This is a genomic window from Streptomyces roseolilacinus, assembly GCF_014649335.1.
Classification (GTDB): Bacteria; Actinomycetota; Actinomycetes; order Streptomycetales; family Streptomycetaceae; genus Streptomyces; species Streptomyces roseolilacinus.
In genome coordinates, this window is sequence record NZ_BMSV01000014.1 from 93,390 (window position 1) to 119,404 (window position 26,015).

General features: G+C 72.9%; 24 protein-coding genes, 5 tRNA genes and 1 pseudogene. 8 read left to right on the forward strand and 22 right to left on the reverse strand.

The genetic code is table 11. The features are described from left to right. Nucleotides 1–49: 49 nt before the first annotated feature. The 4 genes from coaD to fakA form a co-directional block, all read right to left on the reverse strand. Nucleotides 50–559, reverse strand: coding sequence for a pantetheine-phosphate adenylyltransferase (gene coaD / locus IE106_RS27475; RefSeq protein WP_189537934.1), 510 nt, complete (start codon nucleotides 557–559; stop codon nucleotides 50–52). Further along, complete coding sequence (gene rsmD, locus IE106_RS27480) at nucleotides 556–1,140, reverse strand: 16S rRNA (guanine(966)-N(2))-methyltransferase RsmD (RefSeq protein ID WP_189537935.1); 585 nt, start codon at nucleotides 1,138–1,140, stop codon at nucleotides 556–558. The genes coaD and rsmD overlap by 4 nt, the downstream gene beginning before the upstream one ends. A gap of 70 nt (nucleotides 1,141–1,210) precedes the next feature. After that, the gene (recG, locus tag IE106_RS27485) at nucleotides 1,211–3,406 is read right to left on the reverse strand and encodes an ATP-dependent DNA helicase RecG (RefSeq protein WP_189537936.1); all 2,196 of its coding nucleotides are present in this window, start codon (nucleotides 3,404–3,406) and stop codon (nucleotides 1,211–1,213) included. A 101-nt stretch (nucleotides 3,407–3,507) separates the two neighbouring features. Further along, on the reverse strand, nucleotides 3,508–5,166 hold the full coding sequence (fakA, locus tag IE106_RS27490) for a DAK2 domain-containing protein (protein WP_373295995.1): 1,659 nt from the start codon (nucleotides 5,164–5,166) through the stop codon (nucleotides 3,508–3,510). A gap of 252 nt (nucleotides 5,167–5,418) precedes the next feature. Here fakA and rpmB point away from each other — a divergent pair, with 252 nt between their 5' ends. Next, nucleotides 5,419–5,604 carry a 50S ribosomal protein L28 gene (rpmB, locus tag IE106_RS27495; protein WP_003957616.1) on the forward strand — a complete coding sequence of 62 codons (186 nt, stop codon included), beginning with the start codon at nucleotides 5,419–5,421 and terminating at the stop codon, nucleotides 5,602–5,604. Nucleotides 5,605–6,057: 453 nt separating this feature from the next. On the opposite strand, the gene thiD is transcribed toward rpmB, so the two are convergent. Both thiD and IE106_RS27505 read right to left on the reverse strand, forming a co-directional pair. Beyond that, nucleotides 6,058–6,849 carry a bifunctional hydroxymethylpyrimidine kinase/phosphomethylpyrimidine kinase gene (gene thiD / locus IE106_RS27500; RefSeq protein WP_189537938.1) on the reverse strand — a complete coding sequence of 264 codons (792 nt, stop codon included), beginning with the start codon at nucleotides 6,847–6,849 and terminating at the stop codon, nucleotides 6,058–6,060. Then, nucleotides 6,846–7,820 (reverse strand): thiamine-phosphate kinase, encoded by a 975-nt coding sequence (locus IE106_RS27505; protein WP_189537939.1) that lies wholly within the window; start codon nucleotides 7,818–7,820, stop codon nucleotides 6,846–6,848. Before IE106_RS27505 ends, thiD begins: the two co-directional genes overlap by 4 nt. 262 nt (nucleotides 7,821–8,082) lie before the next feature. Here IE106_RS27505 and IE106_RS27510 point away from each other — a divergent pair, with 262 nt between their 5' ends. Together IE106_RS27510 and IE106_RS27515 are read left to right on the forward strand one after the other, a co-directional pair. Further along, nucleotides 8,083–8,316 (forward strand): Lrp/AsnC family transcriptional regulator, encoded by a 234-nt coding sequence (locus IE106_RS27510; RefSeq protein ID WP_189537940.1) that lies wholly within the window; start codon nucleotides 8,083–8,085, stop codon nucleotides 8,314–8,316. A gap of 20 nt (nucleotides 8,317–8,336) precedes the next feature. After that, entirely contained in the window at nucleotides 8,337–8,828 is a 492-nt protein-coding gene (locus IE106_RS27515; RefSeq protein WP_189537941.1) for a DUF3515 domain-containing protein, read from the forward strand. Nucleotides 8,829–8,892: 64 nt separating this feature from the next. Here the strand turns inward: IE106_RS27515 and IE106_RS27520 are convergent, their stop codons facing one another. The 3 genes from IE106_RS27520 to IE106_RS27530 are packed head-to-tail and all read right to left on the reverse strand — an operon-like array spanning nucleotide 8,893 to nucleotide 11,835. Continuing rightward, nucleotides 8,893–10,041: a D-alanine--D-alanine ligase family protein gene (locus IE106_RS27520; protein ID WP_189537942.1), complete on the reverse strand. Its 1,149-nt coding sequence runs from the start codon at nucleotides 10,039–10,041 to the stop codon at nucleotides 8,893–8,895. Between the two features lie 34 nt (nucleotides 10,042–10,075). Next, a complete protein-coding gene (locus IE106_RS27525; protein ID WP_189537943.1) occupies nucleotides 10,076–11,086 on the reverse strand; it encodes an NAD(P)H-dependent glycerol-3-phosphate dehydrogenase in 1,011 nt (336 codons plus the stop codon). Then, a complete protein-coding gene (locus IE106_RS27530) occupies nucleotides 11,083–11,835 on the reverse strand; it encodes a lysophospholipid acyltransferase family protein (RefSeq protein ID WP_189537944.1) in 753 nt (250 codons plus the stop codon). The genes IE106_RS27525 and IE106_RS27530 overlap by 4 nt, the downstream gene beginning before the upstream one ends. A gap of 147 nt (nucleotides 11,836–11,982) precedes the next feature. Here IE106_RS27530 and cofC point away from each other — a divergent pair, with 147 nt between their 5' ends. Together cofC and IE106_RS27540 are read left to right on the forward strand one after the other, a co-directional pair. After that, nucleotides 11,983–12,675, forward strand: coding sequence for a 2-phospho-L-lactate guanylyltransferase (gene cofC, locus IE106_RS27535; protein ID WP_189537945.1), 693 nt, complete (start codon nucleotides 11,983–11,985; stop codon nucleotides 12,673–12,675). An 18-nt stretch (nucleotides 12,676–12,693) separates the two neighbouring features. Beyond that, complete coding sequence (locus IE106_RS27540) at nucleotides 12,694–12,897, forward strand: hypothetical protein (protein WP_189537946.1); 204 nt, start codon at nucleotides 12,694–12,696, stop codon at nucleotides 12,895–12,897. A gap of 171 nt (nucleotides 12,898–13,068) precedes the next feature. Here IE106_RS27540 and IE106_RS27545 read toward each other — a convergent pair whose 3' ends face one another. The 4 genes from IE106_RS27545 to leuC all read right to left on the reverse strand — a co-directional run bounded on the left by IE106_RS27545 (nucleotide 13,069) and on the right by leuC (nucleotide 16,476). Further along, a complete protein-coding gene (locus IE106_RS27545) occupies nucleotides 13,069–13,743 on the reverse strand; it encodes an HU family DNA-binding protein (RefSeq protein WP_189537947.1) in 675 nt (224 codons plus the stop codon). 143 nt (nucleotides 13,744–13,886) lie between these two features. Beyond that, nucleotides 13,887–14,114: an SCO5555 family protein gene (locus IE106_RS27550; RefSeq protein ID WP_189537948.1), complete on the reverse strand. Its 228-nt coding sequence runs from the start codon at nucleotides 14,112–14,114 to the stop codon at nucleotides 13,887–13,889. A gap of 337 nt (nucleotides 14,115–14,451) precedes the next feature. Beyond that, nucleotides 14,452–15,045, reverse strand: coding sequence for a 3-isopropylmalate dehydratase small subunit (gene leuD / locus IE106_RS27555; protein ID WP_189537949.1), 594 nt, complete (start codon nucleotides 15,043–15,045; stop codon nucleotides 14,452–14,454). Nucleotides 15,046–15,051: 6 nt separating this feature from the next. Then, nucleotides 15,052–16,476 carry a 3-isopropylmalate dehydratase large subunit gene (gene leuC / locus IE106_RS27560; RefSeq protein ID WP_189537950.1) on the reverse strand — a complete coding sequence of 475 codons (1,425 nt, stop codon included), beginning with the start codon at nucleotides 16,474–16,476 and terminating at the stop codon, nucleotides 15,052–15,054. 187 nt (nucleotides 16,477–16,663) lie between these two features. On the opposite strand from leuC, the gene ndgR reads away from it, so the two are divergent. Further along, nucleotides 16,664–17,380, forward strand: coding sequence for an IclR family transcriptional regulator NdgR (gene ndgR, locus IE106_RS27565; protein WP_046495934.1), 717 nt, complete (start codon nucleotides 16,664–16,666; stop codon nucleotides 17,378–17,380). A 152-nt stretch (nucleotides 17,381–17,532) separates the two neighbouring features. On the opposite strand, the gene IE106_RS27570 is transcribed toward ndgR, so the two are convergent. The 9 genes from IE106_RS27570 to IE106_RS27610 all read right to left on the reverse strand — a co-directional run bounded on the left by IE106_RS27570 (nucleotide 17,533) and on the right by IE106_RS27610 (nucleotide 21,513). Continuing rightward, nucleotides 17,533–17,605, reverse strand: a tRNA-Glu gene (locus IE106_RS27570). Nucleotides 17,606–17,627: 22 nt separating this feature from the next. Then, a tRNA-Gln gene (locus tag IE106_RS27575) sits at nucleotides 17,628–17,699 on the reverse strand. A gap of 18 nt (nucleotides 17,700–17,717) precedes the next feature. Further along, nucleotides 17,718–17,793 (reverse strand) — tRNA-Glu (locus IE106_RS27580). 61 nt (nucleotides 17,794–17,854) lie between these two features. After that, a tRNA-Glu gene (locus tag IE106_RS27585) sits at nucleotides 17,855–17,927 on the reverse strand. 21 nt (nucleotides 17,928–17,948) lie between these two features. Beyond that, nucleotides 17,949–18,020: transfer RNA gene (locus tag IE106_RS27590), tRNA-Gln, on the reverse strand. A gap of 88 nt (nucleotides 18,021–18,108) precedes the next feature. Beyond that, nucleotides 18,109–18,828 carry an HAD family hydrolase gene (locus tag IE106_RS27595; protein ID WP_189537951.1) on the reverse strand — a complete coding sequence of 240 codons (720 nt, stop codon included), beginning with the start codon at nucleotides 18,826–18,828 and terminating at the stop codon, nucleotides 18,109–18,111. A gap of 121 nt (nucleotides 18,829–18,949) precedes the next feature. Beyond that, a complete protein-coding gene (gltX, locus tag IE106_RS27600; RefSeq protein ID WP_189537952.1) occupies nucleotides 18,950–20,425 on the reverse strand; it encodes a glutamate--tRNA ligase in 1,476 nt (491 codons plus the stop codon). After that, a complete protein-coding gene (locus IE106_RS27605) occupies nucleotides 20,418–21,206 on the reverse strand; it encodes a fumarylacetoacetate hydrolase family protein (RefSeq protein ID WP_189537953.1) in 789 nt (262 codons plus the stop codon). Before IE106_RS27605 ends, gltX begins: the two co-directional genes overlap by 8 nt. A 124-nt stretch (nucleotides 21,207–21,330) precedes the next feature. Then, nucleotides 21,331–21,513 carry a hypothetical protein gene (locus IE106_RS27610; RefSeq protein WP_189537954.1) on the reverse strand — a complete coding sequence of 61 codons (183 nt, stop codon included), beginning with the start codon at nucleotides 21,511–21,513 and terminating at the stop codon, nucleotides 21,331–21,333. Between the two features lie 580 nt (nucleotides 21,514–22,093). On the opposite strand from IE106_RS27610, the gene IE106_RS27615 reads away from it, so the two are divergent. Next, entirely contained in the window at nucleotides 22,094–25,951 is a 3,858-nt protein-coding gene (locus tag IE106_RS27615; protein ID WP_189537955.1) for a sensor histidine kinase, read from the forward strand. Further along, nucleotides 25,948–26,015, forward strand: a pseudogene (locus tag IE106_RS27620) (roadblock/LC7 domain-containing protein); the annotation flags it as partial. The gene IE106_RS27615 and the pseudogene IE106_RS27620, both read left to right, overlap by 4 nt.

The following is a 26,015-nucleotide window of genomic DNA, read 5'->3' on the forward strand; positions in this document are numbered from 1 at the left end:
CGGGCCCGGCCTCCCCCGTTCGGGGCACTTCCGACGAACCGTCAGGAGGTCACTTCTCGCGGAGCCGTGCGGCCAGCGCCTCGTGCACGATCGGCGGCAGCAGGTGCGAGACGTCGCCGCCCCACGCGGCGACCTCCTTGACCAGCGAGGAGGAGAGGAAGCTGTACGTGGGGTTGGTCGGCACGAACAGCGTCTCGACGCCCGTGAGGCCGTTGTTCATCTGGGCCATCTGGAGCTCGTAGTCGAAGTCGCTGACCGCGCGCAGGCCCTTCACGATGGCCGGGATGCCGCGCTCCTTGCAGAAGTCGACGAGGAGGCCGTGGTGCGACTCGACCACGACGTTGTCGTACTCGGCGGTGACCCGGCGGATGAGGTCCATCCGCTCCTCGACGGTGAACAGGCCCTGCTTGGATTTGTTGATCATCACGGCCACGTGCACGACGTCGTACAGCTTGGAGGCGCGGGCGATGATGTCGAGGTGTCCGTTGGTGATGGGGTCGAACGACCCCGGACAGACTGCTCGGCGCAACTGAAGTCCCTCGCTCTCCGGTCCGGTCATGGTGCGTCTTCGCACGTAGAGGCGGCGCGACCGTACCAAAACGTTCCCTCGCCGTAGCGACGGGCCCGCAACGGCTCGAACCCCTCCGGCCAACCGAATTCCCCGCCTCTGGTGCTGCGCTCCACGGTGACGAGGGCGTCCGCCGCGAGCCAGCCCTGGAGGCGGAGTGTGAGGAGTATCTCGCGAAGATCGTCGTCGGAGACGGCGTACGGCGGGTCGAGGAAGACCGCGTCGTACGGCTCGGCGGGCGCGGGTCCCGCGACGACCTGCTCGGCCCGGCCGGCGCGGACCTCGGCGCCGGGCAGGCCGAGCGCGCGGACGTTCTCGCGGACCGTGCGGGCGGCGCGGGCGTCGGCCTCGACGAGGAGGGCGTGCACGGCGCCCCGCGACAGGGCCTCCAGGCCGACCGCGCCGGACCCGGCGTACAGGTCGGCGACGCGGATGCCGTCGAGCGTGCCCAGGAGCGACTGCCAGGTGGAGAACAGGCCCTCGCGCGCCCGGTCCGAGGTGGGGCGGGTGCCGTTGCCCGGCGGCACGGCCAGGCGGCGTCCACCGGCCGCTCCGGCGATCACGCGGGTCATGTCAGTCCTTGTCGGTCGTTCGCGGGTTTGCCTCGACTCCACGATATGGGCCGGTGGGGCCGGTGGGGCGTCACCCCTTCTCCAGGTACTGCTCGCGTTCCGCGTCGAGCAGCGCGTCGAGTGCCGTGCGCAGCTCCGGCAGGTGCTCCAGGTCGGGGTCGGCGGCGACCACCGCGGTGGCCTCGGCGCGGGCGGCGGCGATGACCTCCTCGTCCTCGATGACGGTGAGCACGCGCAGGGAGGAGCGGGCGCCGGACTGGGCCTGGCCGAGGACGTCGCCCTCGCGGCGCTGTTCGAGGTCGATGCGGGAGAGTTCGAAGCCGTCCAGGGTGGCGGCGACGGCGGCCAGCCGCTGCCGGGCGGGGGCGGCCTCGGGCATCTCGGTGACCAGGAGGCACAGTCCGGGCGCGGAGCCGCGGCCGACCCGGCCGCGCAGCTGGTGCAGCTGGGACACGCCGAACCGGTCCGCGTCCATGATCACCATGGCGGTGGCGTTGGGGACGTTGACGCCGACCTCGATGACGGTGGTCGCGACCAGCACGTCGACCTCGCCGGCGGCGAAGCGGCGCATGACGGCGTCCTTGTCGTCGGGGTGCATCCTGCCGTGCAGGATCTCCACGCGCAGGCCCGCGAGGGGACCCCGCGCGAGCTGCCCGGCCACGTCGGTGACGGCCAGGGGCGGCCGCTTCTCGGCGGCGTCCTCGGCGCTCGGGGCCTTCCTCGCCGCGGACCCGCCGTCCCCGGGCTCGTCCTCGTCGTCGCCGATGCGGGGGCACACGACGTACGCCTGGTGCCCGCCCTCGACCTCCTCGCGGACGCGCTCCCAGGCGCGGGCGAGGAAGTGCGGCTTGTCCTGGGCGGGAACGACGTGGGTGGCGATCGGCGAGCGCCCGGCGGGGAGTTGGTCGAGGACGGAGGTCTCCAGGTCGCCGAAGACGGTCATCGCGACCGTGCGCGGGATGGGCGTGGCGGTCATGACCAGCAGGTGGGGCGGCTGCTTGCCCTTGCCCCGCAGGGCGTCGCGCTGCTCGACGCCGAAGCGGTGCTGCTCGTCGACGACGACGAGGCCGAGGTCGTGGAACCTCACCTTGTCCTCGATCAGGGCGTGCGTGCCGACGACGACGCCCGCCTCGCCCGTGACCAGGTCGAGGAGGGCCTGGCGGCGGGCGGAGGCGCCCATGGAGCCGGTGAGCAGGACGACCTTGGTGGCGTGTTCGGCGCCGCCGAGCATGCCGCCCTGGGCCAGGTCGCCCATCATCTCGGTGATGGACCGGTGGTGCTGCTGGGCGAGCACTTCGGTCGGGGCGAGCAGGGCGGCCTGCCCTCCGGCGTCGACGACGGCGAGCATGGCGCGCAGGGCCACCATCGTCTTCCCGCTGCCGACCTCGCCCTGCAGGAGGCGGTGCATGGGGTGGTCGGTGGCGAGGTCGGCGAAGATCTCCTTGGAGACCGCGCGCTGGCCGTCGGTGAGGGTGAAGGGCAGGCGGGCGTCGAAGGCGTCGAGGAGGCCGCCGGGGACGGGTTCGCGGGGGACGGCGGGCAGTTGCGTGTCGGCGTACCGGCGGCGGGCGAGGGCGACCTGGAGGACGAACGCCTCGTCCCACTTGAGCCGTTCGCGGGCGTCGGCGATGTCGGCCTTGGTGCGCGGGCGGTGGATCTTGTGGAGGGCGTCGGGCAGGTCGGTGAGGCCGCGGCCCTCGCGCAGGGCGGGGGGCAGCGGGTCGACGGCGTCGTGGACGCGCGGCAGGACCGCGTCGACGGCCTTGGCGATCTTCCAGGACTCGAGCTTGGTGGTGGCCGGGTAGATCGGGATGAGGGCGCCGGCCCAGGTGTCCACCGCCGCGTCGCCGTCGCCGCGCAGCAGTTCGTAGGCGGGGTGGGCGAGCTGGAGCTGCCGGTTGAAGAGGGACACCTTGCCGGCGAACATGGCGCGCGTGCCCGGCAGGAGGTCCTTGTGCGGCTTGTGGACGCCCTTGCCGAAGAAGACCAGCCGCAGCCGGCCGCTGCCGTCGGTGATGGTCACCTCCAGCCGCTGGCCGCGGCCCCGCGAGCCGCTGTACGTGTGCAGCCGCGCGTCCGCGACCTGCGCCACGACCGTGACGTGCTCGTCCAGCGGCAGGTCGGCCAGGGCGGTCAGCTCGCCCCGCTCGGCGTACCGGCGCGGGTAGTGGTGCAGGAGGTCGCCCGCGGTGTGCAGGTCGAGGGCTTCGGCCATCACCTTGGCCGTGGCCGGTCCGAGGACCTTCTTCAGGGGTTCGCTCAGCACGGCAGCCTCCTCCTCCGTACCCCGTCCTGGTCAGAGGTCCATTCCACACCACGCCGCTGACAGCGGGCGGCAACCCGGGCCCCGGCGGCGCCGGGCGCGGGTCACTCGACGCCGATGAGCAGGGGGGCCTGCTGGCGGCCGCCGTGGTGGACGCAGGTGTCGACGGCGAGGTACCGGCCGCGCACGTGGCGCTCCAGGTGGTCGGCGAGGGCCGGCGGGGCGTCGGCGGCAAGGACCAGGGTGACCAGTTCGCCACCGCCCGACAGCATCCGGTCGAGGACGGTCCGGGCCGTCTCGGCGAGGTCGTGGCCGATCACGGCGACGTCGCCGTCGATGAGCCCCAGGACGTCGCCGGCCTGGCAGACGCCGGCCGACGTGAACGACCGGTGCTCGGCGACGGTCAGTTCGCCGTAGCGGGTGGCGCCGGCGGCGGCCGTCATGGCGACCACGTCCTCGTCGAAGCGGCGCCCCGGTTCGTGGACGGCGAGCGCGGCGATGCCCTGGACGGCGGCCCTGGTGGGGACGAGGGCGACGCGGACGCCTTCGGCGCGGGCCTGCTCGGCGGCGGCCGCGGCGGTGTGGCGCAGTTCGGTGGAGTTGGGCAGGAGGACCACCTCGCGCGCGTGGGCGCGGCGGATCGCGTCGAGCAGGTCGCCGCTGGCCGGCGGGCGGCCGGGCAGCGCCAGGACGGTCGTGGCGCCCGCCTCGGCGCACAGCTCGGCCAGCCCCTCGCCGGGCACGACGGCGACGACCGCGCGCTGGGTGGGTTCGGCGGCCTCGGCCTTCGCGGTGCCGGCGGCGAAGTGGGTGACGCGGATCCGGTACGGGCGGCCCGCCTCGACGCCGGCCTCCACGGCGGCGCCCGCGTCGTCGACGTGCACGTGGACGTTCCACAGGCCGTCGCCGCCGACGACGACCAGGGAGTCCCCGAGCCCGTCGAGGCGGGCGCGCAGCCGGGCGACGGCCTCGTCGTCGGCCTCCAGCAGGTAGATCACCTCGTACGCGGGCCCGCCCGGCGCGCAGGGCTCCTCCGGCGCCCCGGCGGCGTGCGGGGCGGGCGCGGTCCACCGGGTGCGCGGCCTTCGCGGTGGCGCCTCGCCCGACAGGGCCTCGACGAGCGCGCCGAGCACGGTGACGAGCCCGCGTCCGCCCGCGTCGACGACACCCGCCCGGGCCAGGACGTCCAGCTGCCCGGGGGTCTCCTCCAGCGCGGCGCGGGCGCCCTCGTACGCGGCCCTGGCCACCGCCGGGAGGGCGGGGCCGGCCGCGGCGGCGGCCTCCGCGGCGGCGGAGGCGACGCTGAGGATAGTGCCCTCGACGGGGTGGGCGACGGCCTGCCGGGCTGCGGCGGAGGCGGCGCCCAGGGCTTCCGCGAGGTGGGGTCCGTCACATCCCCGGGCCAGGACCCCGGCCATGCCGCGCAGGAGCTGCGCCAGGATGGTGCCGGAGTTGCCGCGGGCGCCGATCAGCGCGCCGTGCGCCAGGGCCCGCACGGTGTCGGCGGAGTCGGGGAGGGTGCCGTCCGCGTCGTGCGCCGTGAAGACGGCCTCCACGGCCTGGCGGGCGGCTTCCACGGTCAGGTAGAGGTTGGTGCCGGTGTCCCCGTCCGCGACCGGGTAGACGTTGATCGCGTCGATCTCCTCGCGCTCCCGCCCGAGGGCGTCCAGCGCCAGCGTGCACCAGGCACGGACCGCTGCGGGGTCGAGGTCCCGCCCCAACTTCTCCGGCACCTGGTGATCCTCCTCGTGGGGGTCCCGCACGCCGCCGGGGCGTCGGGGCGTGGGCTGCACCGCAGGGTAGACCCAGGGAGGAGGGGTGGGCCGGGGCGGGGGCCCGGCGGTCCGTGGTAGTTTCGTTCTACCGAAGTGGCCGTTGTATGCTGCTCCGGTTGCCCGATGAAAGTCGGGCCGTTCCCCGGCAAAGCCACTTCAGTCACCGACCTGTACGTCACCGATCTGATTCCGGCTCGCCGGATTTCACTGTAAGTGCATCTGAAGTCTTTGGAGTGACCCGTGGCTGCCAACTGCGACGTCTGCGGCAAGGGGCCGGGCTTCGGCAACAACATTTCGCACTCGCACCGCCGTACGTCCCGTCGCTGGAACCCGAACATCCAGCGCGTGCGTGCCGTGGTCGGTCGGACGCCGAAGCGGCTCAACGTCTGCACCTCGTGCATCAAGGCCGGCAAGGTCTCGCGCTAAAGTCGACGTTTCGTCGTAGCGCAGCCTCTGCGGTTGCCTTGAAAGCCGGTCCACCCTCGGGTGGGCCGGCTTTTCGCCGTGTCCAGCGAGGGGACGGGGCACGCCCCTGCCGCCCCACCCGCTGACGAGCGAGCCCGCCGGGCCACCCGCCCACGGCCCCCGCACACCCCCACGCCCCGGCCCCCGGCGCCTGAGGCGAAGGGGCGCGCCCGCGCCGAAAGGGAGAACGCGCCCAGCCCCCGCCCCGGCCGAACAAACCGGCGGCCCGCCCGACTGCAGGCCCCCGCACGCCCCCACCCTGTACCCGGTGCCTGAGGTGAAGGGGCGCGCCTGTGCCGAAAGGGAGAGCGGGCGCAGCCCCCGACGAAGGAGGGGGCGAGCACGGTCGACCGTCGGCACAGGCTCCCAGCGCCCCGGAGCCGAAGGCGCCCCAAAAAAGGGAGCGCCCCAAAATCAAAACCGCCACCCGTGGTCGACCGGCCCGATCCCGCCGCCGAGCGCGAACCCCGCGGCGATGGCCCCGGTGACGTACTCCTTGGCGCCCCGTACGGCGTCCGGCACGGTCAGGCCCTTCGCCAGGCCCGCGGCGACCGCGGAGGCGAGCGTGCAGCCGGTGCCGTGCGTGTGGCGGTTGTCGAGGCGGGGCGCCCGCAGCCAGTGCTCCTCGCGGCCGTCCGTCAGCAGGTCGACCGCCTCGCCGGTCAGGTGCCCGCCCTTGATCAGCGCCCAGCGCGGTCCGAACGCCAGTACCGCGTCGGCGGCCCGGCGCAGGTCGTCCTCGCTCTCCACCCGTACGTCGGTGAGCTGCGCCACCTCGTCGAGGTTCGGGGTCGCGACGGTCGCCACGGGCAGCAGCCGTTTGCGCACCGAGTCGAGGGCGGAGGCGGCGAGGAGCGGGTCGCCGTGCTTGGAGACGCCGACCGGGTCGACGACGACGGGGGCGTCGGTCGCCGCGAGCAGTTCCGCGACGGTCTCGACGAGCGGCGCGGAGGCGAGCATCCCGGTCTTCACGGCCTGTACGCCGATGTCGCCGACGACGCTGCGGTACTGGGCGCGTACGGCCTCCTCCGGCAGTTCCCAGGCGCCCTGCACGCCCAGGGAGTTCTGCGCGGTGACGGCCGTGAGGACGCTCATGCCGTGGACGCCGAGGGCGAGCATGGTCTTCAGGTCGGCCTGGATGCCGGCGCCGCCGCCGGAGTCGGATCCGGCGACGGTGAGGACCCGCGGCGGGGCCTGGCGGGTCATTCGGCGTCCCCGTACGGGCTGCCGAAGTGGTCCCAGCCGCCGGTGGTGTGCCAGGGCGCGCCGTCGACGGTGACCTGGGGCAGGGCGGAGGGGTTGAGGACCTCGCCGATCACCTTCCAGCGGGCGGGCAGCTTCACGTCGGGCGGGAAGGTGGCGACGATCGCGTGGTCCTCTCCCCCGGTGAGCACCCACTGGATCGGGTCGACGCCGACCGCCTGGCCGATGTCGTTCATCTGCGTGGGGACGTCGATGGCGCCGGAGCGCAGGTCGATGCGGACCTTGCTGGCCTCCGCGATGTGCCCGAGGTCCGCGATGAGGCCGTCGCTGACGTCGCACATGGCGGTCGCGCCGAGGTTCGCGGCGGCGGGGCCGGCGTGGTACGGCGGTTCGGGCCGGCGGTGGGCCTCGACGAACGCGCGCGGGGAGCGGAAGCCGCGGGAGAGGACCGCGTATCCGGCGGCCGACCAGCCGAGCCAGCCGGTGTAGGCGACGACGTCGCCGGGCTGGGCGCCGCCGCGGGTGACGGGCTCGTGGTTGCGCAGGTCCCCGAGGGCGGTGATGGACACGGTGATCGTGTCGCCGCGTACGACGTCGCCGCCGACGACGGCGGCGCCGGCGACCTGGCACTCGTCGCGCAGCCCGTCCATGAGCTCGGTGGGCCAGGTGGCGGGGAGTTCGGCGGGGACGACCAGGCCGAGGAGGAGCGCGGTGGGGACGGCGCCCATGGCGGCGATGTCCGCGAGGTTCTGGGCGGCGGCCTTGCGTCCCACGTCGTACGCGGTGGACCAGTCGCGGCGGAAGTGGCGGCCCTCCAGCAGGATGTCCGTGCTGGCGACGACGCGCCGGTCGGGCGCGGCCACGACGGCGGCGTCGTCCCCCGGGCCGACCCGTACCGCCGGGGTGGTGGTGAGCCGGGAGGTGAGCTCCCTGATGAGCCCGAACTCCCCGAGCTCGCCGACAGTGCCCTTCACCGAGGTCCACCTCTCCATGTCGTCGTGGGCTCGCCGTACGACCGACTGGTCCTCGTGCGGTTGCGGTCGCGAGCCGTCACTGTTGTAGGTACGGTCATCGAGACGGACGAAGCCGTCAACTTCTGTCTTCCGTGCACCACGCTCCGGGCACCTCCGGCCCCGTGGTCTCCCCGCCGCACGCGGCGACGCGATACCGTGGCGTCCCTTTCTCCCCTGGGTCCTCCCAACCCAGGATGATCCTCGCGGCCGCCCTGGAGGTTTCGTGGTACAGGCGTACATCCTGATTCAGACCGAGGTGGGGAAGGCGTCGTTGGTCGCCGAAACCATCGCGAAGATCCCCGGCGTGCTCCAGGCCGAGGACGTGACGGGTCCGTACGACGTGATCGTGCGCGCCCAGGCGGACACGGTCGACGAACTGGGTCGCATGGTCGTCGCCAAGGTCCAGCAGGTGGAAGGCATCACCCGCACCCTGACCTGCCCGGTCGTCCACCTGTAGCCCCCGTCTACGCTGAGCCGGTGAAGTCCTCCCACCGGTTTTCCCGCCTGCCCGCCGCGACCGGCGCCGTCGCCACGGCCGTGCTGCTGGCGACGGCCCCGGGCTGCGCCACGACGGACGCGAAGGCGCCGGTCCCGGTCCCGAGCCCGGCCGCGGAGGAGGCCTCGTACTGCCGGGCACTGCACCAGGAGCTTCCGGACACGGTCGCGGGTCTGCGCCGGAGCGCGACGGAGCCGCGTTCCGAGCTGACCGCCGCGTGGGGGGACGGGGCGATCGTACTGCGCTGCGGGGTGTTCCGGCCCGCCGGGATGAGCGATCCGCAGGCGCAGGCGATCGAGGTGGACGGCGTCAACTGGCTGGTGGAGCAGCGGGAGGGAACCGGCCCGCGCTTCACCACCACGTACCGGAAGGCGTACGTGGAGCTGTCGCTCGACGAGCGGTTCGCGCACGACACCGGTCCGCTGGTGGCGTTCGCCGGTCCGGTGGGCAGGACCGTCCCGTCGAGCGTCTGAGGCGGGCCCGTGCGGCGGGGTCCCGGGCGGCACACGCCCGCGGCCCCGCCGTCCTCCGCAGGTCCTAGCGCAGTCCGGTGGGGCGGCGCAGCGCGGCCTGGACGAGGCGGTCGACCAGCTCGGGGTAGTCGATCCCGCTCGCCTCCCACATGCGCGGGTACATCGAGATCGGGGTGAAGCCCGGCATGGTGTTGATCTCGTTGATGACGAACTCGCCGTCGTCGGTGAGGAAGAAGTCGGCGCGGACCAGTCCCTCGCAGGACGCGGCCTCGAACGCGGCGATCGCGAGCCGCTGCACCTCGGCGGTCTGCTCCGGGGTGATCGGGGCGGGGACGACGCCGGACGCCGAGTCGATGTACTTCGCCTCGAAGTCGTAGAAGTCGTGGTCGCCGACGGGCGGGATCCAGGCGGGGGCGCTGGCGCGCGGGCCGTCCTCGAACTCCAGGACGCCGCACTCGATCTCGCGGCCGGTGAGCAGCGACTCGACGAGGACCTTCGGGTCGTGGCGGCGGGCCTCGGCGAGGGCGGCGTCGAGGCCGGACTCGTCGTCGACCTTGGTGATGCCGATGGAGGAGCCGGCGCGGGCGGGCTTCACGAACAGCGGCCAGCCGTGCCGGGCGGCGAAGTCGGTGACCTTCCGGCGGGCGGCCGCGGGGTCCCGGTCCCACTCGCGGGGGCGGATGACCTCGTACGGGCCGACGGGCAGGCCGAAGGAGGTGAAGACGCGCTTCATGTACTCCTTGTCCTGGCCGACGGCGGAGGCGAGGACGCCCGCGCCGACGTAGGGCACCCCGGCGAGCTCCAGCAGGCCCTGGAGGGTGCCGTCCTCGCCGTACGGGCCGTGGAGCACGGGGAAGACGACGTCGACCTCGCCCAGGGCCTTCGGGACGGAGCTGGGCTCCGTGTAGACGATCTCCCGGCTGGTGGGGTCGGCGGACAGCACGACGCTTCCCTCGCCGGACTCGGCGAGGTCGTCGACGCTGGGCAGCGCGCGGTCGGCGATGGCCATCCGCTCCGGGTCGTCGGCGGTCAGCGCCCAGCGGCCGTCCGTGGTGATGCCGATGGGCAGCACGTCGTACTTCGTCCGGTCGATGGCGCGCAGGACGGCGCCGGCCGTGACGACGGAGATGGCGTGCTCGGAGCTGCGTCCGCCGAAGACGACGGCCACGCGCGGCTTACGCCCGGGGCTGGTGGGGAGGTTCTCGCTGCTCATATCGGGTTGAGAGTACCTGCTCACCGGGGCTCCGTCAGCGCCGCTCGGGCTTGGCGCTCCGCGACATCAGCTCCTTGAGGGCCACCATCGGCGGCTTTCCCTCGTGGACGATGTCGACGACGGTCTCGGTGATCGGCATGTCGACGCCGTGTCGGCGGGCCAGGTCGAGGACGGACCGGCAGGACTTGACGCCTTCGGCGGTCTGCCGGGTGACGGCGATGGTCTCCTCCAGCGTCATGCCCTTGCCGAGGTTGAAGCCGAACGTGTGGTTGCGGGACAGCGGCGAGGAGCAGGTGGCGACCAGGTCGCCGAGGCCGGCGAGGCCGGCGAAGGTGAGCGGGTCGGCTCCCATGGCGAGGCCGAGGCGGGTGGTCTCGGCGAGGCCGCGGGTGATGAGGGAGCCCTTGGCGTTGTCGCCGAGGCCCATGCCGTCGGCGATGCCGACGGCGAGGCCGATGACGTTCTTGACGGCGCCGCCCAGTTCGCAGCCGACCACGTCGGTGTTGGTGTAGGGGCGGAAGTAGGGGGTGTGGCAGGCGGCCTGGAGGCGCCGGGCGACGGCCTCGTCCCGGCAGGCGACGACGGCGGCGGCCGGCATGCGGGCCACGATCTCCTTGGCGAGGTTGGGCCCGGTGACGACGGCGACGCGGTCGGCGGGGACCCCGGCGACCTCCTGGATCACCTCGCTCATCCGCTCGCAGGTGCCGAGTTCGATGCCCTTCATCAGGGAGACGAGGACGGTGTCGGGGGCGAGCTTCGGCGCCCAGGCGGCGAGGTTGCCGCGGAGGGTCTGGGAGGGGATGGCGAGCACCGTGAAGTCGGCGCCGGCGGCGGCTTCGACGGGGTCGCAGGTCGCGCGGAGGTTCGCGGGCAGTTCGACGCCGGGGAAGTAGTCGGGGTTGGTGCGCGTGGCGTTGACGGCGTCGGCGACCTCGGGGCGGCGGCCCCAGAGGGTGACGTCGCAGCCGGCGTCGGCGAGGACCACGCCGAAGGCCGTGCCCCACGAACCGGTTCCGAAGACGGCTGCCTTGACGGGACGTGTCACTTGGCTTCCTCCCCTGCGGCCCTGCGGCGCTGTTCCAGCCGGGCCCTGCGGTGGTCGTACGGCTCGTCGGGGGCCTTCTCGCCCCGGATGTCCTCCAGGAGCGCGGTGATGGCCCGCATGATCTCCTCGGTGGCCTCGCGCAGCACCTCGTTGGTGGGCTCCACGTCGTGGAACCGGGAGAGGTCGACGGGCGGACCGGCGACGACGGTCAGCGTCTTGCGGGGGAGGAGGCGGATCTTGCCTTCCTTGGCGTAGGGCGGCATCGCCAGGTTGGCGCCCCACTGGGCGACGGGGATGACGGGCACCTTGGTGAGGAGGGCGACGCGGGCGGCACCGGTCTTGCCGGCCATGGGCCACATGTCGGGGTCGCGGGTGAGGGTGCCCTCGGGGTAGAAGGCGACGCACTCGCCCCGCTCGATGGCGGCGACGGCGGCGCGGAAGGCGTCCAGGGCGTTGGTCGTCTCGCGGTAGACGGGGATCTGCCCGGTGCCGCGGAGCATCATCCCGACGAAGGCGCCCTTGAAGAGGTCGGCCTTCGCCAGGAAGCGCGGTACGCGTCCGGTGTTGTACTGGAAGTGCGCGTACGACAGCGGGTCGAGATACGAGTTGTGGTTCACGACCGTGATGAATCCGCCGTCGCCCGGAATGTGCTCCGTTCCACGCCAGTCCCGCTTGAACAGAACCACCAGCGGCGGTTTTACGATGACCGCCGCCAGGCGGTACCAGAAGCCGATTCTGCGGCGGGACACGCGGACACCTTCCTGTGGCACTGCTGTGGTACTCGTCTTGCCGGGGGTCAAGTGTCGCCCCATGCCCCTGGTCTGTCGAGAACACCGTACGCCCCGCCTTCCGGACCGGCTCTCCGGGTCGTGACCGGCCGCGCCACAATGGCCCGGATGGAGACGGACGGAGAGCGGGCCGCGGGTGCCGTCGGGTCGGGCCGGGCGACCGCGCCCTGGTCGCTGGTGGTGCCGCTGAAACCCCTCGCCCTGGCCAAGAGCAGGCTCGCGGGGGCGGTCGGCCCGCCGGAGCGGCCGCGGCTGGCGCTGGCGTTCGCGCAGGACACGGTGGTGGCGGCGCTGGCCTGCGCGGCGGTACGGGATGTGGTGGTCGTCACGGACGACCCGGTGGCCGCGCCGCGGCTGGCCGCGCTGGGCGCCCGGGTGGTCCCGGACCGGCCGGCGGCGGGGCTCAACGCGGCGCTGGCGCACGGGGCGGAGGTCGTGCGGGCGCTGCGCCCGGGGGCCGCGGTGGCGACGCTGAACGCGGACCTCCCGGCGCTGCGCCCGGCGGAGCTGGAGCGGGTCCTGGCGGTCGCGGGCCGTTTTCCGCGGGCCTTTCTGGCGGATGCCGCCGATATCGGTACGACTTTCCTGTCGGCGGCGCCGGGAATTGAATTGCGCCCGGCTTTCGGAGGCGCCTCGCGACTGCGGCATTTGTCGTCGGGCGCGGTGGAAATCCGGCTCGGCGGTGTGGCGTCGGTGCGGCGGGACGTGGACACGGGGGCGGATCTGCGGGCGGCGTTGGAACTGGGCGTGGGGCGGTGCACGGCGGAGCGGTGCCGGGCCGGGGCCCTGCGGGCGGGGTAGCGGGATAGGCTGCGGTGCATGCAGGCGACCGCGTACACGTACGACCCCGAGACCCGCAGCGGCAGCGTGCTGCTCGACGACGGCACGCCGGTGGACTTCGGCGCGGAGGCGTTCGACGCGGGCGGCCTGCGGCTGCTGCGGCCCGGTCAGCGGGTGCGGATCGAGACGGAGGGCGAGGGCGGGGCCCTGCGGATCACGCTGGTGACGCTGCAGACGTTCTGAACGGCCCCCGGCGGCGCCCGCCCGCGCCGACCGCGCCCGCGCCGATCACGCCCTGACGACACCGCGTCCTGACGACACCGCGGGCCGGGCTTCCCCGGAGGGAAGCCCGGCCCCGCGTGTGAGTGGCCCGGCGGGCGGTCGCCGGTGAGTGTCTCCTCGCCGCCCCGCCGCTTACTTGTTCCTTGCCGGGGTGGTCTTCTTGGCCGCGCTGGTCTTGCGCGCCGTGGTCTTCTTGGCGGGCGCCTTCTTGGCGGTGGCCTTCTTGGCGGGCGCGGTCTTCTTCGCCGCGGCCTTCTTGGTCGTCGCGGTGGCGGCCTTCTTCGCGGGGGCCGCCTTCTTGGCGGTGGCGGCCTTCTTCGTCGCCGCCGCGGTGGTGGTCTTCTTGGCGGCCGCCGCGGTGGTCTTCTTGGCCGCGGCCGTCGTCGCCTTCCTGGCGGGGGTGGCCTTCTTCGCGGCGGCCTTCTTCGCCGCGGCCTTCTTGGTGGCGGCCTTGGCGATGGTGGGCGGCGCGCCCGAGAGGCTGCCCTTGGGGGCCTTCTTGACGGCGACCTCGCCGCCCTTGGGGAGCTTCTTGGTGCCGCTGACCAGGTCCTTGAAGCCCTGGCCGGCACGGAAGCGCGGAACGGAGGTCTTCTTGACCCGTACGCGCTCGCCGGTCTGCGGGTTGCGGGCGTAGCGGGCCGGCCGCTCGACCTTCTCGAACGAGCCGAAACCGGTGACCGAGACCCGGTCGCCGGCGACCACCGCACGGACGATCGCGTCGAGTACCGCGTCGACGGCGTCGGCGGCCTGCTGCCGGCCGCCCATCTTGTCGGCAATCGCTTCTACGAGCTGCGCCTTGTTCACGTCTTCCCCTTCGGAGACATTGCCGGAACGAAAGTGTTCAAGCGATTTCGCACGTTAGGCAGATATATACCGCAAATCAAACACGAAACGGGCTAATCACCCTTGTGCCGCAACGCAGTAGCCGTCTGCGGACTTCCGGGCGGTCAGTCCCCTTCAGGGAATCGGCCCTCGTCGAGGTCCTTCATCAACCGGTCGAGACGCCGTGCCGCGTCCGCGAGATCGTGCTTCGCCGAGGCCGTGATGACCAGCAGCTTCCGGGACAGCGCCATCCTTACGCCCTCCGGGACTTGCAGTGCGCGCACTCGGGAGTGCGCTTCTTTCAGCCGGGCTGCGACCGCCTCGTAGAGCTCGAGTTGGCTGTCGCGTTCCATGCACCGATTGTGCCATCTGGGGCGAGTTGTCGCCTGCGTAGGGGGTAACTGACGTGCTCCAGCGGCGTTTCGGGGTTCGCCCGGGTGCCTTCCGTTCGATACCCCTCGCTTGCCCAAAGCCCCAGGTCATAAACCGAGTTGGAGCGGATTCGGCTGCTTCCGGGTCGTCGTCGAAACGGTTTCGGCCCAGGGCGCGCGGCGTCAGCCGGATGGCGGCGCGACACTCCCCGGGAGTGTCGCCAGGGGCGTTTTCACGCCAGTTGGATACGGCGGTGCCCCCGGCCGCTGGACGGCCGGGGGCACCGGGGTGTCGCGCGGGGCCGGGGCCCCTGGTGGGTCAGAGCGGGAGGGTGCGCGGCTTGTACGAGGGGCGCTCGGCCTCGTACGCGGCGATGTCCGCCTCGTTCCGGAGGGTGATGCTGATGTCGTCGAGGCCGTTGAGCAGCCGCCAGCGGGCGTTCTCGTCGAGTTCGAAGTCGGCGGTGACGCCTTCGGCGCGGACCTGGCGGGTGACGAGGTCGACGGTGACCTCGGCCTGCGGGTCGGTCTCGACCAGCTCCCACAGGGCGTCCACGGTCTTCTGGTCGAGGACCACCGTGAGCAGGCCGTTCTTCAGCGAGTTGCCCCGGAAGATGTCGGCGAAGCGGGAGGAGATCACCGTCTTGAAGCCGTAGTTCTGCAGGGCCCAGACGGCGTGCTCGCGGGAGGAGCCGGTGCCGAAGTCGGGGCCGGCGACGAGGACGGTGGCCCCCTGCCGCTCGGGGCGGTTGAGGACGAACTCGGGGTCCTTGCGCCAGGCCTCGAAGAGGCCGTCCTCGAACCCGTCGCGGGTGACCTTCTTGAGCCAGTGCGCGGGGATGATCTGGTCGGTGTCGACGTTGCTGCGGCGCAGCGGGACGGCACGGCCGGTGTGGGTGGTGAATGCTTCCATGGTTCTTCAGACCCCCGCGGGAGTGGTGGCGTCGGACAGGTCGGCCGGGGAGGCCAGGTGGCCGAGGACCGCGGTGGCGGCGGCGACCTGCGGCGAGACGAGGTGGGTGCGGCCGCCCTTGCCCTGCCGTCCCTCGAAGTTGCGGTTGGAGGTGGACGCGGAGCGCTCGCCGGGGGCGAGTTGGTCGGGGTTCATGCCCAGGCACATGGAGCAGCCGGCGTGCCGCCATTCGGCGCCGGCCTCCTTGAAGACCCGGTCCAGGCCCTCGTCGACGGCCTGGAGGCCGACGCGGGCGGAGCCGGGGACGACCAGCATCCGCACGCCGTCGGCGATCTTCCGGCCCTCGAGGATCGCGGCCGCGGCGCGCAGGTCCTCGATGCGGCCGTTGGTGCAGGAGCCGACGAAGACGGTGTCGACCCGGATGTCGCGCAGGGGCTGCCCGGCGGTGAGGCCCATGTACTCCAGGGCCTTCTCCGCGGCGAACCGCTCCGAGGCGTCCTCGTACGAGGCGGGGTCGGGGACGGACGCCGAAAGGGGTGCCCCCTGGCCGGGGTTGGTGCCCCAGGTGACGAACGGGGACAGCTCGGCGGCGTCGATGACGACCTCGGCGTCGAAGACGGCGTCGTCGTCGGTGCGCAGGGTCTTCCAGTACGCGACGGCGTCGTCCCAGTCGGCGCCCTCGGGGGCGTGGGCGCGGCCCCGGAGGTACGCGAAGGTGGTCTCGTCGGGGGCGATCATGCCCGCGCGGGCGCCGGCCTCGATGGACATGTTGCAGATGGTCATGCGGGCCTCCATCGAGAGCTTCTCGATGGCGGAGCCGCGGTACTCCAGGACGTAGCCCTGGCCGCCGCCGGTGCCGATCTTCGCGATGATCGCCAGGATGAGGTCCTTGGCGGTGACGCCGTCGGGCAGCTCGCCGTCGACGGTGATGGCCATGGTCCGGGGACGGGCCATGGGCAGCGTCTGGGTGGCCAGGACGTGCTCGACCTGGGAGGTGCCGATGCCGAAGGCGAGCGCGCCGAAGGCGCCGTGCGTGGAGGTGTGGGAGTCGCCGCAGACCACGGTCGTGCCGGGCTGGGTCAGGCCCAGCTGGGGGCCGACGACGTGGACGACGCCCTGCTCGACGTCGCCGAGCGGGTGCAGGCGCACGCCGAACTCCGCGCAGTTCCTGCGCAGGGTCTCCAGCTGGGCGCGGGAGACGGGGTCGGCGATGGGCTTGTCGATGTCGAGGGTCGGGGTGTTGTGGTCCTCGGTGGCGATGGTCAGGTCGAGCCGCCGCACCCGCCGGCCGCTCTTGCGGAGGCCGTCGAAGGCCTGGGGGCTGGTCACCTCGTGCAGCAGGTGCAGATCGATGAAGAGGAGGTCGGGCTCGCCCTCGGCGCGCCGGACGACGTGGTCGTCCCAGACCTTCTCCGCGAGTGTCCTACCCATCGCTTTCCCTCCGGCCGGCGGGTGAGCCGGCGATCTAGAGACATCTGCGCCGGCGCCCGGGTCTCCCCGTGATTCCACGTTCTGGACGACGGCAGCGGACCGTGGATCCCGGGCCGCCCCTCCAGGTTGGCAAGTTCCCGGGAAAATTGAACTTGCGTTTCACAGAGTGAGACATGAGTATCGTTGCATGGACAACTCTAGCGGCGTCGGCGTTCTCGACAAGGCAGCTCTGGTTCTGAGCGCTCTGGAGTCCGGTCCGGCCACCCTCGCCGGGCTGGTCGCGGCGACCGGGCTCGCACGGCCCACGGCCCACCGGCTGGCCGTGGCACTGGAACACCACCGGATGGTGGCGAGGGACATGCAGGGCCGGTTCATCCTGGGTCCGCGGCTGGCCGAGCTGGCCGCCGCGGCCGGCGAGGACCGCCTGCTGGCCACGGCGGGCCCGGTGCTCACGCACCTGCGCGACGTGACGGGCGAGAGCGCGCAGCTCTACCGGCGCCAGGGCGACATGCGCATCTGCGTCGCGGCGGCGGAGCGGCTGTCGGGCCTGCGGGACACGGTCCCGGTGGGTTCGACGCTCACGATGAAGGCCGGCTCCTCGGCGCAGATCCTCATGGCCTGGGAGGAGCCGGAGCGGCTGCACCGGGGCCTGCAGGGCGCCCGCTTCACGGCGACGGCCCTGTCGGGCGTACGGCGCCGCGGCTGGGCCCAGTCGATCGGCGAGCGGGAGCCGGGCGTCGCGTCCGTCTCGGCGCCCGTGCGGGGCCCCTCGAACCGGGTGGTGGCCGCGGTGTCGGTGTCGGGCCCGATCGAGCGCCTGACGCGCCACCCGGGCCGGATGCACGCCCAGGCCGTCATCGACGCGGCCTCCCGCCTGTCGGAGGCGCTGCGCCGCTCGGGCTGAGCACCCGCTCACATGTGTCCATGATCCTTCTGCCGACTCCGGCCCACCGCTTCAACGCCGCAGCGGTGGGCCGGAGTTGTGTGTGACGCTGATCGTTTCGCGACGACAACGCGAGGAAGCCCTCCCCTGCTGGGGAGGGCTTCCTCTTCTTGTACCCCCGACCGGATTCGAACCGGCGCTACCGCCTTGAGAGGGCGGCGTGCTAGGCCGCTACACAACGGGGGCGTGGATCACTTGCGTGAACCCGCTGGCCTACCTGGACTCGAACCAAGACTAACTGAACCAGAATCAGTCGTGCTGCCAATTACACCATAGGCCACTGGTGGTCTAGACCAGTTGGTACCCCCGACCGGATTCGAACCGGCGCTACCGCCTTGAGAGGGCGGCGTGCTAGGCCGCTACACAACGGGGGCCCTAGCGATCCTGCATCGTGACCATCGGGTGCGACCCTGATGATCCCGCGGGAAGGATCTGTACCCCCGACCGGATTCGAACCGGCGCTACTGCCTTGAGAGGGCAGCGTGCTAGGCCGCTACACAACGGGGGCTTTGCAGATGAGCTCTGCGAGCTGGCCTACCTGGACTCGAACCAAGACTAACTGAACCAGAATCAGTCGTGCTGCCAATTACACCATAGGCCACCGGGACGCGATCCCTGAAGGGATCTTGTTCGGTTCGCGCTCCGGGCTTCCGGCCTTTCGGCCCGCTTCCCTCGGCGCAGGAAGAACATTACCCGAAGGTGTCCGGCGCTCCAAAACGGGTATCGCCGCGGAGCAGCGCGGGGAGCTGGTGGAGGTCCGTGATCCGGGTCAGCTCGGGGCGGCCGCCGAGGCCCGTGCGGTCCAGCCAGACCCCGAGGAGGCCCGCCTCGACGGCTCCCCGGGCGTCGATGTCGGGCTGGTCCCCGACGTACGCCACCTCGTCCGGGGCCAGGCCGAGGGCGTCGCACGCGGCGTGGAAGGCGGCGGCGTGGGGCTTGGACACGCCGATGTCCGCGGCGCAGAGCACCGCCTCGAACCGGTCCCGCACGCCGAGGACGCGGAGCTTGCGGTCCTGGTTGAGGAGGGAGGAGTTCGACAGGACGGCGTGCCGGTACTCGGCGGCGAGGACGTCCAGCACGGGGACGGTGTCCGGGAACAGCTCCCAGGCGGCCTCGTAGTGCGCCAGGTACCGCGCGAACCAGGCGTCCGCCTCGTCGTCGCCCAGTGGGGTGCCGACGAAGGTCCGGACCCGGTCCCGCCGCTGCTCCTCCCAGGAGGCCTCCCCCGCGGCGAACCGCGCCCAGTGCAGCGCGGTCGTCTCCCGCCAGCGCCGCAGGGCGTCCTCGGTGCCGCCGAACGCCCCGTCCAGCCCCTCGTCCCGCAGGTGCCGGCGCATCCCGGCCCGGTCGGCGGCGGCGTAGTCGAAGATCGTGTCGTCGATGTCCCACAGGACGGCGCGGATGGCCATGGGACGACGGTACCGCCGCGGACCGCCCCGGCCGGGGGGATCGCGCGCGTCCGGGGCGGGCGGAACGCCGTGGGGGCGGCGGCCGTCACGGCCGCCGCCCCCACGGAGCGTGTCCGGGCGCCTACGACGCCAGCTTCGCCAGGGCCGCGTCGATGCGGGCGAGGGTGCGCTCCTCGCCGAGGATCTCCAGCGACTCGAAGAGCGGCAGGCCGACCGTGCGGCCGGTGACGGCGACGCGGACGGGCGCCTGGGCCTTGCCGAGCTTCAGGCCGTGCTCCTCGCCCGCCTTCAGGACGGCGTCCTTCAGGGACTCGGGGCTCGTCCAGTCCGCGGCCGCCAGCTTGGCGCGGGCCGTGGTGAGCAGGGCCGCCGGGTCACCCTTCATGGCCTTCTGCCAGGACGCCTCGTCCTCGACCGGCTCCTTCAGGAACAGGAAGTCGACGTTCTGGGTGATCTCGGAGAGGACCGTCAGGCGCGTCTGGGCGTGCGGGGCGATCCGCTCCCACGCCTCCCGGTCGAAGTCCTCGGGCGCCCAGGGGGCGTGCGGGGCCCGGAGCCAGGGCTCGCAGGCGGCGACGAACGCCTGCGCGTCCAGCATGCGGATGTGGTCGGCGTTGATCGCCTCGGCCTTCTTGAGGTCGAAGCGCGCCGGGTTGGCGTTGACGTCCGCGACGTCGAACTTCTCGATCATCTGCGGGATCGTGAAGACGTCCTGGTCGGCGGAGAACGACCAGCCCAGGAGCGACAGGTAGTTCAGCAGGCCCTCGGGGAGGAAGCCGCGCTCCCGGTAGAGGTTCAGCGAGGACTGCGGGTCGCGCTTGGACAGCTTCTTGTTGCCCTCGCCCATGACGTACGGCAGGTGGCCGAACTCCGGGATGGCCTTCGCGACGCCCAGGTCGATCAGCGCCTTGTACAGGGCGATCTGGCGCGGGGTGGAGGACAGCAGGTCCTCGCCGCGCAGCACGTGCGTGATCTCCATCAGCGCGTCGTCGACCGGGTTGACCAGCGTGTACAGCGGGGCGCCGTTGGCGCGGACGATGCCGTAGTCCGGGACGTTGTCCGGGGTGAAGGTCAGCTCGCCGCGGACCAGGTCGCGGAAGGTGATCGGCTCGTCGGGCATGCGGAAGCGGACGATCGCGGTGCGGCCCTCCGCCTCGTACGCGGAGACCTGCTCGGCGGTGAGCTCGCGGCAGTGGCCGTCGTACCCGGAGGGCTTGCCGGCGGCGCGGGCGGCCTCGCGGCGCTCGTCCAGCTCCTCGGTGGTGCAGTAGCAGTGGTAGGCGCGGCCGCTCTCGAGGAGCCGGTCGGCGACGTCCCGGTAGACGTCCATGCGCTGCGACTGGCGGTACGGCGCGTGGGGGCCGCCGACCTCGGGGCCCTCGTCCCAGTCGAGGCCGAGCCAGCGCATCGCGTCGAGGAGCTGCCGATACGACTCCTCCGAGTCGCGGGCCGCGTCGGTGTCCTCGATGCGGAAGACCATGGTGCCGCCGTGGTGCCGGGCGAAGGCCCAGTTGAACAGGGCGGTGCGGACCAGGCCCACGTGGGGGTTGCCGGTCGGCGAGGGACAGAAACGTACGCGGACGGTCGCGTTAACCACGCTTGATCACCTTGTTGGTGAGAGTGCCGATGCCTTCGATGGTGACGGCGACCTCGTCGCCGACGTTGAGGGGGCCGACCCCGGCGGGGGTGCCGGTGAGGATGACGTCGCCGGGGAGCAGCGTCATGGCCTCGGTGATGTGGACGACCAGGTCCTCGACGGAGCGGATCATGTCGCTCGTGCGGCCCAGCTGGCGCTGTGCGCCGTTGACCGTGCACTGGATGGTCAGGTCGCCCGGGTCGAGGTCGGTCTCCACCCAGGGGCCCAGGGGGCAGGAGGTGTCGAAGCCCTTGGCGCGGGCCCACTGCTTCTCGCGCTTCTGGGCGTCGCGGGCGGTGACGTCGTTGGCGCAGGTGTAGCCGAAGACGACGTCCTTGACGCGCTCGCGCGGGACCTCGCGGCACATGCGGCCGATGACGACGGCGAGCTCGGCCTCGTGGTGCAGCTCGCTGGAGAAGGAGGGGTACTCGATGGCGTCGCCGGAGCCGATCACCGAGGTGGTGGGCTTGAAGAAGGCGACGGGCACCTCGGGGACCTCGTTGCCGAGCTCCGCGGCGTGCTCCGCGTAGTTGCGGCCGATGGCCACGACCTTGTTGGGGAGCACCGGCGGCAGGAGCCGGACCTTGCTCAGCGGGACCTTCGTGCCGCTGAGCTCGAAGTCGGTGTACGGAATGCCCTTGATGATGTCGAGGACGAGGTCACCCTCTGCGCCGGGGGCGCTTTCACCCTCGACCGCGCCGAAGGCGACATTGCCGTCGATGGAGAATCTGGCGATGCGCACGGATGCGTGTGCCCCTCACTGAGCTGGCTGGAGTCTGACGCTCCAGGCTAACGCGGGAGGGGCGGGCGGCCCGCCGTACGCCGGTGTGCGCTCCCGGCTCGCGGGTCGCGCGCACCGGCGGGTGTCAGCGCGCCGCGGGGGCCGGGGCCTCCATCAGGACCGTGCGGCGCGGGTTGGCGGTGACGGCGGGCAGCTCGGACGCCTGCTCCGGCAGGGCGCCGCGCTCCAGCGCGGCCGCGTCCTCCAGGTGGGCGAGGGTGGTGCGGCGGGGGTTGGCGATGCTGCGGATCGTCATCGTCGTCTTCACGGTGGCTCAGACCTCGTTGCTCGGCTCGGGTGGGCGGCGGGGCGCCCTTGACGGATGGCCCATCCCTGTAAAGCGTCAGGCTAAACATCCCGTTCCCCGCCAATACCGTGAACAGCCCGCCACCGGCATGTGAGTTTCCTCACCACTGACCGCCCAAATCGGCTATTTCGGGCGCCTGGTTCGGGCGACGAAAACAGACATTACGTCACTGAATGCTTCATTCCGACGCTGATCATCTCGACTGGGGCAGCCTCCACGCGTAAGCGACTCGCTGCGGAAAGTCCGATTCCTCCCTGATCGCTTTCTACGTCACGTGAGGGTGCCGTCACAGGCCGTGAGCGCATTCGCGGGGCCGGCCGCCGCCCTTGTTGGAGATCCGGCACTGTGCTGGAATTCCACGCACCGCCGCGATGGAGACCGGCGAGCTGGGGCGCAAAGGCAGCGCCGAGCGGCGGTGGGGAAGGGGGGATTCCGCGCCGGTCACCGACGACCACCGAGGGGCGCACTCGCGCTCCCACGACGCCGACACCGTCCCGTCCGTTCGCGCGGGGGGACGCCTGGTCCAGAGGTTGCGACGCTAGTGCAGGGACGTTTCAAGAGGGATGGCAGCGCTGCGGCGGAACAGGAGCCGCGCGGCGGGACCGACCGCGGCTCCTCGCCCCAGCACACCCACGACCCGGGACCGGCGGCAGCCGGCAACGGCGGCGGCCGCGCCGGACGCGCGGCGGGTGCGGCGGCCGGGGCCGAGGCGGCGGGTGGCGGCAAGGGCGTGAAGCCCGGCCGGCGCGACAAGGCGGGCAAGTCCGCCAAGCCGGGGAAGGAACCGAAGGCCCCCGCGCCGGGTGAGACCGGCTCACGAATAGCCCTGCGCAACTGGCGCATCAGCACCCGACTGGTCTCCCTCCTCGCCCTCCCCGTGGTCGCCGCGACCTCGCTGGGCGGACTCCGCATCCAGGAGTCGATGGAGAACATGGAGCAGCTGGACCACATGCAGCTGCTCACCAAGCTCACCCGCGAGGCGCACCACCTCGCGCAGGCGCTCCAGCAGGAGCGCGACAAGTCCGCGGGTCCGATCGCCAACGACGCCCTGCTCACCGACTTCAAGATCAAGGACCCCCGCGACAAGACCGACGCGGCGCAGCGGGCGTTCCTCGACGCCACCGACGAGATCGGCGACACCCAGGACGACGAGGCGCTGGCGAGCATCCGCGCCAACGTCACGCAGATCGCCAACCAGGTCGTCACGCTCGGCTCGATCCGCAAGGACGCCTACGCCGACGGCCAGATGACCTCCGCGACGGTGGGCAAGTACAACCGGCTCATCGAGTCGCTGCTCACCCTGTCGCAGGACATGGCGCAGGCGACCAGCAACCCCGAGATGATCAAGCGCACGCGTGCGCTGGCGGCGTTCTCCTCCGCCAAGGAGTACGCGTCCATGCAGCGGGCCGTCATCGCCGCCGCCCTCCCGAAGACCACCACGGAGAAGGCGTCGCTGAACGAGAACGACCGGCAGTACGCCGAGGACGCCCGCGTCAACGAGAACGCGGCCCTCAAGTCGTTCCGCTCCATCTACGAGTCGGCCGGCGGCGACGCCACCGACCTGCTCGGCCCGCTGAACTCCGGCAACCCCGCGATCCAGGCCGCCGACCAGTACGCGGACCGCGTGCTGCGCGAGCGCAACGGCCTCAGCCGCGCCCCGGTCCGCACCTACCTCGACTGGACCGAGGAGGCCGAGACCAAGCTGCGCGCCATGGAGACCATCGAGGCCACGCTGCTGGGCGAGATGGAGAGCAAGGCCCGTGAGCTGCGCCAGGAGGCGCAGCGCGACGCGATCATCAACGGTGCCCTGATCATCCTGGTCCTCGGCGTCTCGCTGATCGGCGCCTTCGTGGTGGCCCGCTCCATGATCACGTCGCTGCGGCGGCTCCAGGACACCGCGACCAAGGTCGCCCAGGAGCGGCTGCCCCAGCTGGTCAAGCAGCTGTCCGAGGCCGACCCGCAGGACGTCGACACGTCCGTCGAGTCCGTCGGTGTGCACTCGCGCGACGAGATCGGCAAGGTGGCCGCGGCCTTCGACGACGTGCACCGCGAGGCGGTCCGCCTCGCCGCCGAGCAGGCCCTGCTGCGGGGCAACGTCAACGCGATGTTCACCAACCTCTCGCGCCGCTCCCAGGGCCTGATCCAGCGCCAGCTGTCGCTCATCTCCGAACTGGAGTCCCGCGAGGCCGACCCGGACCAGCTGTCCTCGCTGTTCAAGCTCGACCACCTCGCCACGCGCATGCGCCGTAACGGTGAGAACCTCCTCGTCCTCGCCGGCGAGGAGCCCGGCCGCCGGTGGACGCGGCCCGTGCCGCTCGTCGACGTGCTCCGCGCCGCCGCGTCCGAGGTGGAGCAGTACGAGCGCATCGAGCTCGCGTCCGTGCCGGCCACCGAGGTCGCCGGCCGTGTCGTCAACGACCTCGTGCACCTCCTCGCCGAGCTGCTGGAGAACGCCACGTCGTCCTCCTCGCCGCAGACCAAGGTGCGCGTCACCGGCCACGCGCTGCCCGACGGGCGCGTGCTGGTCGAGATCCACGACACCGGCATCGGCCTCTCCCCCGAGGACCTCGCCGCGATCAACGAGCGGCTCGCGTCGCCGCCCACCGTGGACGTCTCCGTCTCCCGCCGCATGGGTCTGTTCGTGGTCGGCCGCCTGTCCCTGCGGCACGGCATCCGGATCCAGCTGCGCCCCTCCGACTCCGGTGGTACGACCGCGCTGGTCATGCTGCCCGTGGACGTCACGCAGGGCGGCAAGAAGCCCGGCGGCCCGGGCGGTCCCGGCGGGCTGCCGCAGGGCGGCTCCGGCCAGGGCGGCCGCCCGGCGGTCGGCCAGGGCGGGATGCCCGGCGGTGGACGGCCCGGCCAGGGCGGTGCGCCGCAGAACCGGCTCGCCGCGGGTCTCTCCGGCGCGCGCGGCCAGGTGGGCTCCGGTGGCGGCGCCCGCGCCGCGCTGCCGGGCCGCGACGACCTGGGCGGCCGCCCGGGTGGTGCCCAGGGCGGTGCGCCGCAGGGTGGTGCGCCGCAGGGCGGCGGGCTGTTCGGCGGACCCCAGGGCGGGCAGCCCGGCCGGGGCGGCCGGCAGCAGGACGGCCGCGGCCAGGGCGCCGGGTTCCCCGGTGCGTACGGGGACCAGGGCGGCCAGGCCCCGCAGGGCGGCCAGGGCGGCATCCCGACCCGGTCCGACGTGTGGCAGGGCGGCCAGGGCGGCCAGACCCCGCAGGGCGGTCCCGGCCAGACCCCGCAGGGTCCCGGCCAGGCCCCGCAGGGCGGCCAGGGCGGCCCGGGGCAGCAGCGCCAGCAGCAGCTCCCGCCCTCCGGCGGCCCGCGCGCCGAGCTCCCCGGCGGCCCGCAGCGCCCGGCGCGCCCGCAGCCCGGCGGCTGGGGCGGCGACCAGGGCGCCCAGCACTCCCCGCTGGACGCGCCGCGCGGCCACGAGGAGCACGAGGCGACCGGTCAGTTCGCGCGTCCGTCGGCGGACCAGCAGGGTCCCGGCTCCACGGCCGAGTTCCCGCGCCCCGACTTCAACGGGCCGCGCCCGGACCTGGGCGGCTCGCAGGGCGGCCAGGCCCCGCAGGACCCGGCGGCCACCGCGGCGATCCCGCGCCCGGACTTCGGCGCCCCGCGCCAGCCGGCCGGCAGCCTGCCGCCCGGCTCCGGTGACGGCCGCACGCCGCTGTACGACACGCTGGAGACCGACTGGTTCCACGGGCAGGAGGGCCAGAGCGGAGCCCCGCAGGGCCCGCCGCAGCACCAGGGCCCCGCGCAGCACCAGGGTCCGGTCCAGGGCCAGAACCAGGGCCGGCACCAGGGGCAGGGCAGGCACCAGGGCCGTCCGGCCGACCCCTACCCGGCGCACGACCAGACGATGCCCACGCCGGCCGTCCCGCAGCAGCCGCAGCCGCAGCAGTTCGGGCAGCCCCAGCGGCCCGCGCACGGCCGTCCGGCCCCGGCGGTGCCGCAGCGCGCCGGCCAGGTGCCGGGCCAGGGGCAGGACCCGCTCGGCCAGGGCCAGGCGCCCGCCGGCCAGAACCAGGGCCTGCTGGGCCAGAACCAGGGCCAGGGCCAGAACCAGGGCTCCGGCTCCGACGGCGCGGCGGCGGGCTGGCGTACGACGCCCAACGACGAACTGGTCCGCCAGGCCGAGCGCGTGCGCAAGCCCGCGGCCGGCGGCGTCACGACCTCCGGCCTGCCCCGGCGGGTCCCCAAGGCGAACCTGGTGCCGGGCACGGCGCAGGAACAGCCACTCCAGTCCGGTCCGCAGGTCTCCCGGGCCCCCGACGACGTACGGGGCCGTCTGACGAACCTGCGGCGCGGCATCCAGCAGGGACGTCAGGCCGGTTCCGGCAACACCGGCAGCTTCCACGTCGGTCCCACTCACCAGCAGGAGCGTGAGTTTTGAGCGCGATGAGCCAGGCGGCGCAGAATCTGAACTGGTTGATCACCAATTTCGTGGACAACACCCC